Genomic DNA, 12,582 nt, shown 5'->3' with positions numbered 1-12,582 from the left:
TTGGCAACAGACGATGATATCGAGGAGCGATACCTCGACCAAGACACCGATGCGCTTGGCGGAAAACACGGAGACGACAACGCACAGGGAACGCTTCGGGACGACGAATCGAAACAATACGAGAAAACCGCCAAGAACCGTTCCGTAGCCATAGACAATCTCGAAGAAGACCCACTCAATCCCGTCGATAAAGGAACGAAAAGCGGCCGCGCCACCAGCCTCGATCTGGAACAGGTGCTACGCATGCTGCGATACTGCCCATTCATGCGACTGTTCAACGCCTGCGCAACGTCAATGTACCTAGATCATCCAAGAGGGGAACGCATGCGTCTCTTCTCGCAACGGCACCCGCGATTCCGAAAGGCATGCCTAATAGGAGACTTCGTCTTCACGACCCTGATCTCCGCCTTGATACTCGCCGCAATAGCATACGCGCTCGCAAAAATAACCGGATTCCCCATCCCGTGGACCGGAGAATAGACGCAACAGCCTTGGCGCTCGCCGACGGCACAGTCAGCCAGTTCATTGTCGAACGCTAGGCTGATTGCCAACAGCAGCCTTCCATGCCTCCTTACAACGCACAACCCGGAAAGCTCTATTATTCCGCTTCTTCCAACATCTTCAGTGCAAGGCCGCTCGCATACTTGATGGCCTCATGTTCCAAGTCCCATTTGCCGGCGGTGATGATACGGAATACGTCATCATGGTATTCGTCAATGAGGCCGAAGTAGTCATGATTCGATTCACATACCGGGTTCATGCCGCATTTAGCCATCACACGACCGGATTGGGTGTTCTCCTTGTAATGCCCGCCCCACACGGCGTCCTTATGCAACGCACCGAAAGCGTATCCGAGTACGGCGTTCAAGGCCTCATGCATAAAGCCCCTGCCCCAGAACGGGCGTCCAATCCAGTAGCCGAGTTCCAGTGCATTATCACCGAGATACCCGCCGTATTGTTTTCTCAGTGCATCATCAGACTCGACCGGGTCAACAGTGTAGTGACTGACCGGTTTGAGCGCGATGCTGCCGACCGGCCCGTCGCCATTGCTTTTGATGGTGATAGCCCAGTTGTTCTCCACGGCAAGAATGTTCTTGATGTCGTTCATGCTGCCCTCGACGCCGGTATGAGGCGGCCATCCGCACAGCAATCCGATTTCAGGGTCGGAAGCGTAACGGAATAGCGAAGCCGCTTCGGTCTCATCGTTCACCTTCCACGGGCGCAGCAGCAGGCGTTCGGTTTCGATGGTTTCGCTCATTTCGTTCCTTTCACTGACCGAAATCAATAAGTCTGCATGCTATCACTGAACTGCAGAAGCAGAAGGACCCGCCCCCATATTTAGGGAGCGGGTCCTGTTCATGCCCATGTCAGACTAGGCGATGCGGCGTGGCACAATTCGTGTGCCAACCCGGCGTGTCCTGACATGTTGGCACTGGATTTGTGCCAACAGGATTGGCTCTATATCAGTGTTTGCTGACATTGAACTTGAACTCGACGATATCGCCGTCTTGCATGACGTAGTCGCGGCCTTCTTGGCGGAGCTTGCCCTCCTCCTTGATCTTGACCATCGAGCCTTCGGCGGCGACGAAGTCGTCGTAGGAGACGATGTCGGCCTTGATGAAGCCCTTTTCGAAGTCGGTGTGGATCACGCCGGCGGCCTGCGGGGCGGTCCAGCCCTTGTGGATCTGCCAGGCGCGCACCTCCTTCTCGCCTGCGGTCAGGAAGGTCTGCAGGCCGAGGATGTCGAATCCGACGCGGGCCAGCTGGTCGAGGCCCGACTCGGCAAGCCCGGCGTCGGCGAGCATCTCGCGGGCATCGGCTTCGTCGAGGTCCGTGAGGTCCGCCTCGAACTGGGCGTTGAGGAACACGGCCGGCGCGGGCGCGACGGACGCGGCGAGCTTCGTCTTGAGCTCGTCGTTGGACAGCTCGTCGTCGTCCACGTTGAACACGTAGATGAACGGCTTGGCGGTCATGAGGTGCAGGTCGTAGATGTCGTCCTTGTTGATCTTGCCGGCGGCGGCCGCATGGTCGATCGTCTCGCCGTTCTCGAGGATGACCTTCGCCTTCTTGACGGCCTCGAGATACGCGGGCTCGATCTTCTTGCCGCGCAGGTCCTTTTCGAGCTTCGGCAGCGCGTTCTCGATGGTCTGCAGATCGGCGAGGATCAGCTCGGTGTTGATCGTGTCGATGTCGTCGGCCGGGTCGACCTTGCCGTTGACGTGGACGATGTCGTCGTCCTTGAACGCGCGCACGACCTCGCAGATCGCGTCCGCCTCGCGAATGTTGGCGAGGAACTTGTTGCCGAGGCCTTCGCCTTCGGACGCGCCCTTGACGATGCCGGCGATGTCGACGAACGTGACGGTCGCGGGCACGATCTTTTCGGTGTGCACGAGTTCGGCAAGCACGGGCAGGCGCTTGTCGGGCAGCGGCACGATGCCAGTGTTCGGCTCAATCGTGGCGAACGGGTAGTTTTCAGCGAGTACGTTGTTGCGCGTCAGCGCGTTGAACATGGTCGACTTGCCGACGTTCGGCAGGCCGACGATTCCGATAGTAAGAGACATGTGTCCCAGTATTGGCGGCAAGGTGGACGTCGGTCCCGCGAACCCGGCCGGGCATGTCGCCGACCGGCCGGGAGCCGATGCGAAGAACGGCGCCCGACAATCAACACGCAACGACCAACGTCCAACGCCGCAGAACCGTCAACGCTACACGCCGCCTCACCGCCGCGCGAACACTGCGCAAACGACCGTCACGCCATCGGTATCGTCAGCCGCACCGAGTCGAGGTCGATCGTAAAGTCCGACAACGGCACGGCGGCGAGACGCTTGGAATTGTTGTAGATCGCGAGCGCGAGCCTGTGCCCAGCGCGCACGGTCCAGTCGGTGGCGAGCAGGTCGAACGTCACGTCCATCCATGTGCCGACCGGCGTGGGCGTGAACTCGGCGAACGAGTCCTTGTGCGCGGTGGCGATCCAGCCGCGCGTGACCATGTTCTGCATTTCGTGCGACTTGCGCGGCACGCACACGGGGAAGATCGCCTTGTCGTCGTCGGACGTGCCGCCTGCCGGCGGGCGCTTTTCCTTGAGTTCGACGAGCGCGTGGATGTCTTCGCTCACCTGCACGTAGTTGCCTTCGCCGTATTCGATGATGGACGCGCACAGGTTCGTGTCGGCGGTGCTGGCCTTGACGCGCAGGCTGATCCGCGGCGTGCCGGAGATGTGTCGGTCGCGCTCCAGCGGCGCGCTGACGGCGAGCAGCCGGTCGTCGTGCGCGGCGTGCGATTCGGCGTACGTCGTGAGTTCCTTGATGCGCGCGCCCTTGATCGTGGCGACGCGTGTCGGCTCGCCGTCGGCCGGCACCGGCTGGTTCTGACCGTCATCGCGATCGTCGTCGATATCGTTGATTTCAACCAACTCGCCGAGCCGCGAGCAGGCGGCGCCGGCACCGGCATCATCCCCGCCAATCGCACGCACGCCGAACGTGTGCGGCGCGGTTCCCGGCACGGGCCAGCTCACGTATTCGTGCCAGTTGCCGTCCGGGTCTTCGATCGAGGCTTCGGGCTCGTCCATGATGCCGTTGTCGATGCCTTTGAGCCAGTAGTCGAACCAGCGTTCCAGCGTCTCGAGCCACATGTCGTGCCGCACGTCGAACGGGTCGTCGTGCGCGTACTGGTGCAGCCAGATCTTGCGCGGCACGCCGCACTCCCCCAGCGCCTTCCAGTACGTGTCGACCTGGTTCATCATCACGTTGAGGTCGTTGACGCCGTGCACGAGAAACACGCTGGCCTTGAATCGGTCGACGTGCGCGCGATAGTCGCGTTCGGCCCAGAATTCGTTGGTGCTGCGATGTTCCTTGTCGGACCCGTCGTGCAGGCGCTGCCAGCCGCCTTTGGTGTTGAACCGCTGCAGCTTGCCGTCGGCGGTGGATTGCAGGGTGACGGCGAAGTTGTCAGGTTCGAACCAGCCGCCGTCCGCGTCGTCGCCGTTGAGCAGCGCGCCGTGCGGATGGTACCAGTCGTACTGGCTGGAGATCGCGGAGATCGGCACGATGGTCTTCAGACCCTCGATGCCGGTGGCGGCCATGCCGTTAGGCACGGAGCCGTCGTAGGATTTGCCGATCGCACCGACGAGCCCGGACGCCCAGTAGGCGGTCATCTCGTTGTCCGAAGTGCGCCTGTCTCGCGTCATGTAGCCTTTCGCGCGCCCGTTGAGCCAGTCGACGACCGCGTTCGCGGAGGCGATGTCCTTGGGCCCGCCGATGTCGCAAAATCCTTCCGACAGCGCGGTGCCGGACGTGCTGAGCAGGATGACCGCGTAGCCGCGCGGCACGAAGTAGTTGTCGTAGAAGAACGGGAACAGTTTGAGCGGGCTGTTCCACTTGTCCTCCGGATGCGAGTATTCGAATTTCTCGCCGTGCCGGTCGTACAGCTCATAATACGGGCTCGGGTCCATGATGACGGGGATTGTCGCCGTGCCGTCGAGTTCGCGCGGGCGTATGATGTCGGCGCGCACCAGATCGTTGCGCCCGTCCGCGTCGCCGTCGAACGGCAGTTCGATGTACACGAATTCACGGATCGCGTTTTCGTACGAGTATTGCATGTCGCTCATGCGACGGTCTTCCTTTCGTGCCATGTCCGCGAGGCCGTACCGATACGCCTCGACGGCCGATTAAGCGTTCGGATTCAGCATTCGACGACGTTGACGGCGAGCCCGCCCTGCGACGTCTCCTTGTACTTGGCCATCATGTCCTCGCCGGTGTCCTTCATGGTCTTGATGGCCTGGTCGAGCGTGACGATGTGCGAGCCGTCGCCGAGCATGGCCATGCGCACCGCGTTGATGGCGGTGTTCGCGGCCATCGCGTTGCGTTCGATGCACGGGATCTGCACGAGTCCACCGACCGGGTCGCAGGTGAGGCCGAGGTTGTGTTCGATGCCGATTTCGGCCGCGTTCTCGACCTGCGCGGACGTGCCGCCGACCACGGCGCACAGTCCAGCCGCGGCCATCGAGCAGGCCGAGCCGACCTCGCCCTGGCAGCCGACCTCCGCGCCGGAGATCGACGCGTTGCGCTTGAACAGGTAGCCGACCGCGCCGGCGGTGAGCAGGAACGTGACGATGCCGTCCTCGTCGGCCGCGTCGACGAAATGCCAGTAGTATTCGAGCACGGCCGGGATAATGCCCGCGGAGCCGTTGGTCGGCGCGGTCACGATGCGCCCGCCGCCCGCGTTTTCCTCGCTCACGGCGAGCGCGAACAGGTTGACCCATGCCGCATCGGACGATTCGAGCACCGCGTCCGAACGCCGACGTCGGTTGAGCAGGTCGCTGTTGGCGGACAGCCGCGCGTACATTTTGGGAGCGCGGCGCGGCACGTCGAGTCCGCCGGGCAACGTTTTTACGGGGCTCATGCAGCCGTTCAGCACGCATTCGTGCATGGTCGTCCACACGCGCAGCAGTTCGGCGCGTACCTGTTCTGCGGGGCGCATCGCGATTTCGTTCGCCCAGACGATGTCGGCGATGGGCATGCGCTCGCGCTTGCAGATCGCGAGCAGTTCGCTGCCGGACGTGAAGTTGTACGGCACGTCCGGTCCGAAGTCGACGGACGACGATTCGTCTTCGTCGGCGAACGACGTGCCTGCCGGCGGCCGGTCGTGGATGCCGATCATGAGATCGTCCCGGTGTCCTTTGCGGATGAAGCCGCCGCCGATCGAATACCAGACCTGTTCGTCGACGAGGTTGCCGGACGCGTCGAATGCCTGGAACCGCATGCCGTTGGGGTGGGCGGCCATGCGCTGCCACAGTTCGAAGACGACGTCGTGCTCGTAGTCGAAGGCGATGTCCTTGACGCCGGCGAGGTTGAGCCGCCCGGTTTGCTCGCATTCCTGTTTGATGGACAGCACGTGCGCGGTGTCGACGGTGGCGGGCAGTCCGCCTTCGAGTCCGGCGACGGAGGCGCGGTCGGTGCCGTGGCCCATGCCGGTCAGGGCAAGCGAGCCATACAGCGTGGTGCGCACGCGGGCGACGCGGTCGATCAGCCCGCCGGAGACGAGCGATGCGGCGAACTCGTGCGCGGCGCACATCGGTCCGACCGTGTGCGACGAGCTCGGGCCGACGCCGATTTTGAACATGTCGAGGATGCTGAACATGCGATGCTCCTTCCGTTGCCGTTGATCGTGCGGCCGGCACGGTTCGGGATCGTCGTATCGTCCCGACCGTGCCGGCCGTTCCGCGCGCGTTGACGCCGTTGGAGGACAGATTATGCCTCGATCGCGTCCACCGCGTTAATGACCGCGCCGCGGAAGCCGTCCTTTTCGAGTTGGACGACGCCGCGGATCGTGGTGCCGCCGGGCGAGCAGACGGCGTCCTTCATCGCGCCGGGGTGCGTTTCGGTGGCCATGTACAGCGCTCCCACGCCTTCGACCATCTTGGCGGCCATGCGGTAAGCTGCGGTGCGCTGGAGCCCGTATTTGACGCCGGCGTCGCCGAGCGCCTCGATGTACATGTCGGTGAACGCGGGCGCGCAGCCGGCGATGCACATGGCGATGTTCATGTGCGCGGTGTCAACGCGTTCGATCAGGCTGATCGGCGAGAACAGCGCCTCGAACGTCGCGTTCTGCTCATCGGTGAGCGTGTTGTCCGCTTCGGTGACAAGCACGCCCTTGCCGACAGCCATAGGCGTGTTCGGGATCGTGCACTGCACGTGCGCGGCCGCGAACGCATCACCGAACAGATCCCGGTATTTCGCGAGATCCCAGCCTGCGGCGATCGACACGACGATCTTGCCCGGCTTGGCCAGTTCGCCTACGATCGGGCCGATGACGGACTCGATCTGGTACGGTTTGATCGCGACGATCACGACGTCGGCCGCGGCGGCGACTTCGGTCGCATTGTGCAGCGGGCGTACGCCGAGTTCGGCCGTGGTGTGTTCGAGCTTGTCGTAATGCGCAGCGCAGGCAACGATGCGACCGCCGTCGACGACGCCCGCGTCGACGAGTCCGCGCGCGATGGCCTGGGCCATATTGCCGTAGCCGATGAATCCGATGGTGATGTCCATGCTCATGATTGATGTCCTTTCGTTTGCCGTGTGTGCGTGCGCTTCGCTGTGACGACGGGAAGGTCAGAACAGCGGTTCCAGATCGCCGCGGTTCAGCGCTTCCGCATACAGGTGCTTGAACACGCGGTCGCCGTGGTTGCCGTCGTGTTCAAACTCGTTGGTGACCCACGCGTGCGCGTTGCCGACACGGCTCAGCGTGTCGAGCTGCATGCCGGAGTCGACGTACATGTCGTCGAAGTACACGGCCGCCTGCAGCGGCACTTCGTTGCAGGCCAGCTGGTCGGCGTCGTAGATCACGCCGAACCGCGTGTCCTCCATAAGCAGGTCCATGGCCGGCTTGAACGGGCGCAGCGCGCGCTCCTGTTCGAACATCCACGGGAACATCGCCTCGCCGGTAAAGTTGAGCGGACGCACGCCGGCGGCAAATTCGGGCTTCGTGTCGCGCACGCGCTGCGCTGCCCAGCGGATCGGCGCATCCATCTCGCCGTTCGCGTAGATGAACTCCTGCAGCGGCCAGTACAACGGACGCGACGACGTGGCCGCCTCCACGCGCGACAGGAATTCGTCGGACAGCGGCGAATCGGCGCTAGCGGAACCATCGCCGTCGAGGAACGCGGCGTCGAAGATCCAGTGCACGCGCTCGAAGCTCGGCTTCATGCCGAAGTCGGAGCCGAGGCACTGCAGGCGCTCCACGGTGAACAGGTCGCCGTTCGGCAGCGTCACGTCACCGCCGGCCAGACGGTCGGCCACAGCGGCGACGCGCTCGACGTCCTGCGGGTAGCGCTCATAGAACTGCCTGGTCTTGGTGAGCATGCGCGGGAATGTGTGCTCGTACACTTCGGCCGCGTCGGCCGGCACGTGCGGGATGCCGCCGCACGTGAAGCTGGCGGCCACGCCGGCCGGGAACAGTGACAGGTAGGTGAGTGTGAGGAAGCCGCCGTAGCTTTGGCCGAGCGTCACCCACTTCGCGCCGGCAAACTCGGTGCGGCGCAGGTGTTCGAAGTCGCGCACGATCGAATCGGCAAGGAAGAGTTTCAGATAGTCGGCCTGCGCGCGGGCGCCCGCCGGGGCGAGCCGTGCCATGACCTGCGTGTCGATGCGGTTGGAGCGTCCGGTGCCGCGCTGGTCGGGCAGAATGACGCGGAAGTGTTTGATCGCCTCTTCGATCCAACCGTCGGAGCTCGGGTTGAGCGGGCGCGGGCTTTCGCCGCCGGGGCCACCCTGCAGGTAGACGAGCAGCGGCAGGTCGTCGTGCGCGTGTTCGGGCGCGGTGACCACGCGGTAGAACAGGCTGATCGACTCGCCGTCGAAGCCTCGGCCCGGTTCATGTCCGGTCCAGTCGAGCGGCACTGTGATCGAACGGTCCTCAACGTGCAGTCCCGGCACGTAGTATTCGGCAAGCAACGTCATTGCGCTATTCCTTTCCTTGGCTTCCCCGGCGGGAATGTTCGCGGAACGTGTCCTCGAAACCTTCGCAGTCCCGCGGACGCTTCCCGGCGGATCCGTGATGTCCTCCATATCAGCCGCACGCGGGGACAACCAAGCCGCTTGCGATCGTATCGCGGGCCTGTTTCGCCTACCGTCAGGTCCACTGCCCTGCCGTCTGCCACGCGTCGTTCCCCTGCTTCATCCCGACGCATGATGGTCGTACGGATGACGGCGCGCTACGCTGGACGGTCATGGACATGACGCGACGACTGACGACGATACGAACCGCCTTTGCACGCAACAGGCAGATGCGCGCGCTGGCCGTCGACTCGGTCGCCGCGCTGCTGGCCGCGCTCGCGTTCGGCCTGCTGTTCGGCACGAGCGTGGGCAACATGCCCGGCGTGCTGTTCTCATACGATATCGGTCCGATGGCCGCATGGTCGGTCGCGCTGGCGTTGCCGCTCGCGATTCGTCGCGTGCGGCCGCAGACCGCGGCGCTCGTGTTCGCGGGGCTGACAGTGATCCAGCTGGTCGTCGGTCCGGCGATGGTGCCTTCCGATTTTCTGTCGCTGGTCATGTTGTATTCGGTGATCGTGTACGGCGACCCGCGTAATACGACGGCGTTCATCGTGCTCGCCTCGGCGGTCGGCGCACTGGCCGGTCCGGCAATGGCGTGGGCGCTCGACTTGGGACCGTTCTTCGACCCGTACATCACGCCCGACGAGTACGCGCAGGCCCTTCCGGGGTCGATCCCCGATTGTCGGGCCGTGTATGCGGGCGGCGGATTCACCGGCTCGTGCGCGCAGACGCTGCTGCAGGAGTCTGCGATATATCTGGCAGCGATCGCGGCGTGTCTTGCCGCGGTCGTCATCGCCGCGTTCTGGCAGCGTGCGCGTCTGATCACGATCCGCATGATGCAGGAGCGCAACGAGGCGCTCGAGGCGAGCGAAGCCGAGGAGCGTCGCATTGCGGCGCTGGCGGAACGCGCGCGCATCGCCCGCGACATGCACGACGTGGTCGCGCACACGCTGTCGATCATCATCGTGCAGTCGGACGGCGGCCGGTACGCGGGCGCGCATGATCCGGCCGTGGCACGGCAGACGATGGAGACGATCCGGCACGAGTCGGAGCGCGCGCTGCATGACATGAAGCGCCTGTTCGGCGTGTTCGGCGGGTCGTCGCATGCCGATTACGCGGACATCGACGCGCTCGTCGACCAGGCGCGGGCGGCGACCGCTTCACCGGTCGCGGCGTCAACGGTCAAGACAGCATCCGCATCATCGGCAACCTTCGCGTCGACGGCGTCGCCGACCGCAACGCCAGCATCAGACGCCTTGTGGCGGACGCCATCGGCAGCGTCGTCGATCGCATCGTCCGGCGACGCGATCGTGCGTCGCATCGACGGTACGGCCAGGCCGGAACTGCTGAGCGCGGCGGCCAGCACGGCCGTCTATCATCTCGTGCAGGAATCGTTGACGAACGTGCGCAAGTACGCCGGACCGAATGCGCACGTGCGCATCGGTGAACGCTGGACGGACCGCGCGTTGGAAATCACCGTGCGCGACGACGGGCGCGGCGCGGCGTCGGCGTTGGACGGGCACAAGCCGGGCTACGGGCTGCTCGGCATGCGCGAACGCGTCGAAGCGGCCGGCGGCACGGTGACGGCCGGCCCGCAGGTCGGCGGCGGGTTCGTCGTGCACGCCGTCGTGCCACTGCGCGGGGCCGAATCTGCACAAGCCGCACCGGCGCAGCCGTCCGGAACCGAACCAGCCGATCGTCACGTTGTCGCCATGCCGGCCGGCGATTCCCCCTCGCGCTCGGGCAACGCTTCGTTCCCCGCCGCGACACCGCTCGCACGCGCACGCTCCTCCACCATATCGAGCGAACAAGCTGACTCCCCCGTCATGTCGGCCAAGCAAGCCAGCTCTCCCGTCGCAGCCAAACAAGCCAATTCCCATGTCATGCCGCCCGAGCGCAGCGAGCGGAGACATCTTTCCTCCCCCCACGCTCCCCCCAACAAGATGCCCTGTCACCGCTCCGCCCCGCCCGCCATAGCAGCGGCACGTACACGGACGACAACGCTCGCAACTCTGCTCGCACATCTTCCGCCCCCACGCTCCCCCAACTCCCCACGTGGGCGCAACTGCACGCTCGCCTGCGGTCCAAGCCGATCGCGCAGGCCGGACTGTCGGACGGCAAGCCGTTCAACTGGGTGGAACGGCTCTCGCAGTGGACCGAACGGCATTACCTGGCGACCGACATCATCGGCACGCTGCTGCTCGTCGCGATCATGTACAGCAACACGATATCGATGTTCGACGGCTATCTGGACGGCACCACCGGCGAACTTGCGGTCGGCCGGTTCATCGTGCTGACGACGATGCTGCCGCTGTGCTTCCGCAGACGGTTCCCCGAAGGCGCGGCGCTCGCGGTCGTGATCGCGTCCGTATTCCAACTGGTCGTATTCCAGCCGGTGCTGTTCTCGAACCTGTTCGCGTTGTGCGCGCTGTATTCGGCGGTGCTGTATGGCCGGCCTACCGCATGGCGGTGGACGGGCTGCGCGTCCGCGGCGGTCGCCGTGCTGTTCGGATTCAAGGTTGCGCTCAGTTCCTACGGGTACGGCAGCATCCTGCATTGGATGCTGCGCACCGCGGATTTCACGGTCTCCGGGGTTCCCGGCATGTTCAGGCTGTGGGCGCAGGACCTGTCATGGGCGGCGTTGGTCGGCGCGATGTGCATGGGCACGATCCTGCTGGCGCGATGGCAGCGGTCGAACGGATCGAACGTGCTCGTCCTGCAGGCGCGCGAGGAGGCGTTGCGCGCCGAACAGGCCAAGCAGAAGGTGCTGGCGGCGAATATGGAACGCGACCGAATCAGCGCGAACATCCAAAGCGAGGTGAGCGAAACGCTGACCTCGGTGATCGACCGGACCGTGGCCGGCATTCGCATGATGGATGAGGCCGAGGCGCGCGGCGAGGAGCCTTCGGCCGAGTCGGTTGCGGCGGCGTTCGCGGCGATCGGCCGGCAGGGCCGCTCCGCGCTGAAGCACATGCGCCAGCTGCTGAGCGTGCTGCGTGAAACCGGGTTCAGCGACGAAGCGCACGGCCATGCGCAGCCCGAAATGCAGCTGCGGCCGGCCGCCTCTCTTGACGAGCAGCTTGCCGGCACGCGACGCGCCTAAGACGCATATGCATCTGGCTCGTTCTCGTCGCGACGATTGATGATTTCAGGGAAGAATCAGGGTGTCGACCACTTTCGTCTTACCGAGCACCGCATACAGTGGTGAGGTATGAGTGAGAACAGGATTCGAGTGGTGATCGCGGACGACCAGGAGCTGGTGCGCGCCGGGTTCGCGATGGTGATCGGCTCCCAGCCGGACATGCAGGTGGTCGGGCAGGCTGGGGACGGCGCGCAGGCCGTGGCGTTGGCGGAAACGTTGCGGCCTGATGTGGTGCTTATGGACGTGCGCATGCCCGGCATGGACGGCATTGAGGCGACACGTCGCGTCAGTTCACTGCAGGCGTCCGCCGACGGTCGTCCGACGCGCGTGATCATCCTGACCACGTTCGATCTGGACGAATACGTGATGGCCGCGATCAACGCGGGCGCGTCGGGCTTCCTGCTCAAGGACACGGAGCCTGAGACGCTGCTGTCGTCGATTCGCACGGTGTTCAACGGGAACGCGATCATCGCGCCGTCGGCCACAAAACGACTTATCGAGAAGATGATGCAGGACGGGTATGCGAAGGGCGACACGCTGGCCGGCGCTCCGTCCGAGGCGCAGTCGGTCGCAGCCGACGCGTCGTCGCCATCCGCACGCCCGGCGTACACCGATCCGGAACTGGAGCTGCTCACCGACCGCGAGCGCGAGGTCCTCGTCGAGATCGCGCACGGATTGAGCAATCAGGAGATCGCGAGCAAGCTGTTCATCAGTCTGCCGACCGTGAAGACGCATGTGGCGCACATTCTTGCCAAGATCAATGCCCGTGACCGCGTCCAGGCCGTCGTCTTCGCCTACGACAACGGCATCGTGTGAGTTCATATACAACACAAGCTCCCCTTGTCAGGGGAGCTGTCGAACGCAGTGAGACTGAGGGGTAGTCAAAAG

The 12,582-nt window shown here is 64.4% G+C and carries 10 protein-coding genes; 4 read left to right on the top strand and 6 right to left on the bottom strand.

Annotated features, from left to right (window positions below):
• On the top strand, positions 1–480 hold the full coding sequence (locus tag BBIA_RS09210; RefSeq protein ID WP_033491969.1) for a hypothetical protein: 480 nt from the start codon (positions 1–3) through the stop codon (positions 478–480).
• A 118-nt stretch (positions 481–598) separates the two neighbouring features.
• Here BBIA_RS09210 and BBIA_RS09205 read toward each other — a convergent pair whose 3' ends face one another.
• The 6 genes from BBIA_RS09205 to BBIA_RS09180 all read right to left on the bottom strand — a co-directional run bounded on the left by BBIA_RS09205 (position 599) and on the right by BBIA_RS09180 (position 8,456).
• Positions 599–1,258 carry a GNAT family N-acetyltransferase gene (locus BBIA_RS09205; RefSeq protein WP_033491967.1) on the bottom strand — a complete coding sequence of 220 codons (660 nt, stop codon included), beginning with the start codon at positions 1,256–1,258 and terminating at the stop codon, positions 599–601.
• Between the two features lie 205 nt (positions 1,259–1,463).
• Positions 1,464–2,561, bottom strand: a complete 1,098-nt coding sequence (ychF, locus tag BBIA_RS09200; protein WP_033491965.1) for a redox-regulated ATPase YchF — start codon at positions 2,559–2,561, stop codon at positions 1,464–1,466.
• A 188-nt stretch (positions 2,562–2,749) separates the two neighbouring features.
• Positions 2,750–4,606 carry a CocE/NonD family hydrolase gene (locus BBIA_RS09195; protein ID WP_051923942.1) on the bottom strand — a complete coding sequence of 619 codons (1,857 nt, stop codon included), beginning with the start codon at positions 4,604–4,606 and terminating at the stop codon, positions 2,750–2,752.
• Between the two features lie 74 nt (positions 4,607–4,680).
• The gene (locus tag BBIA_RS09190) at positions 4,681–6,138 is read right to left on the bottom strand and encodes an L-serine ammonia-lyase (protein WP_033491963.1); all 1,458 of its coding nucleotides are present in this window, start codon (positions 6,136–6,138) and stop codon (positions 4,681–4,683) included.
• Positions 6,139–6,248: 110 nt separating this feature from the next.
• Positions 6,249–7,052 carry a pyrroline-5-carboxylate reductase gene (gene proC / locus BBIA_RS09185; RefSeq protein WP_033491961.1) on the bottom strand — a complete coding sequence of 268 codons (804 nt, stop codon included), beginning with the start codon at positions 7,050–7,052 and terminating at the stop codon, positions 6,249–6,251.
• Positions 7,053–7,109: 57 nt separating this feature from the next.
• Positions 7,110–8,456, bottom strand: coding sequence for an alpha/beta fold hydrolase (locus tag BBIA_RS09180; RefSeq protein ID WP_033491960.1), 1,347 nt, complete (start codon positions 8,454–8,456; stop codon positions 7,110–7,112).
• A gap of 275 nt (positions 8,457–8,731) precedes the next feature.
• Between BBIA_RS09180 and BBIA_RS09175 the strand changes: the two genes are divergently transcribed.
• The 3 genes from BBIA_RS09175 (at position 8,732) to BBIA_RS09165 (ending at position 12,510) form a co-directional block, all read left to right on the top strand.
• Positions 8,732–10,849, top strand: a complete 2,118-nt coding sequence (locus BBIA_RS09175) for a sensor histidine kinase (protein ID WP_162179169.1) — start codon at positions 8,732–8,734, stop codon at positions 10,847–10,849.
• On the top strand, positions 10,735–11,655 hold the full coding sequence (locus tag BBIA_RS15265; RefSeq protein WP_420796698.1) for a DUF7134 domain-containing protein: 921 nt from the start codon (positions 10,735–10,737) through the stop codon (positions 11,653–11,655). Before BBIA_RS09175 ends, BBIA_RS15265 begins: the two co-directional genes overlap by 115 nt.
• A 108-nt stretch (positions 11,656–11,763) precedes the next feature.
• The gene (locus BBIA_RS09165) at positions 11,764–12,510 is read left to right on the top strand and encodes a response regulator (protein ID WP_033491958.1); all 747 of its coding nucleotides are present in this window, start codon (positions 11,764–11,766) and stop codon (positions 12,508–12,510) included.
• Positions 12,511–12,582 lie beyond the last annotated feature (72 nt).

Source organism: Bifidobacterium biavatii DSM 23969 (assembly GCF_000741165.1).
Classification (GTDB): Bacteria; Actinomycetota; Actinomycetes; order Actinomycetales; family Bifidobacteriaceae; genus Bifidobacterium; species Bifidobacterium biavatii.
This window is presented reverse-complemented; position numbering and strand designations above follow the sequence as displayed.

Coding starts and splice junctions, on each gene's coding strand:
- BBIA_RS09205 (WP_033491967.1), bottom strand. CDS start 1,258: ATGAGCGAAACCATCGAAACCGAACGCCTGCTGCTGCGCCCGTGGAAG.
- ychF (WP_033491965.1), bottom strand. CDS start 2,561: ATGTCTCTTACTATCGGAATCGTCGGCCTGCCGAACGTCGGCAAGTCG.
- BBIA_RS09195 (WP_051923942.1), bottom strand. CDS start 4,606: ATGAGCGACATGCAATACTCGTACGAAAACGCGATCCGTGAATTCGTG.
- BBIA_RS09190 (WP_033491963.1), bottom strand. CDS start 6,138: ATGTTCAGCATCCTCGACATGTTCAAAATCGGCGTCGGCCCGAGCTCG.
- proC (WP_033491961.1), bottom strand. CDS start 7,052: ATGAGCATGGACATCACCATCGGATTCATCGGCTACGGCAATATGGCC.
- BBIA_RS09180 (WP_033491960.1), bottom strand. CDS start 8,456: ATGACGTTGCTTGCCGAATACTACGTGCCGGGACTGCACGTTGAGGAC.
- BBIA_RS09175 (WP_162179169.1), top strand. CDS start 8,732: ATGACGCGACGACTGACGACGATACGAACCGCCTTTGCACGCAACAGG.
- BBIA_RS09165 (WP_033491958.1), top strand. CDS start 11,764: ATGAGTGAGAACAGGATTCGAGTGGTGATCGCGGACGACCAGGAGCTG.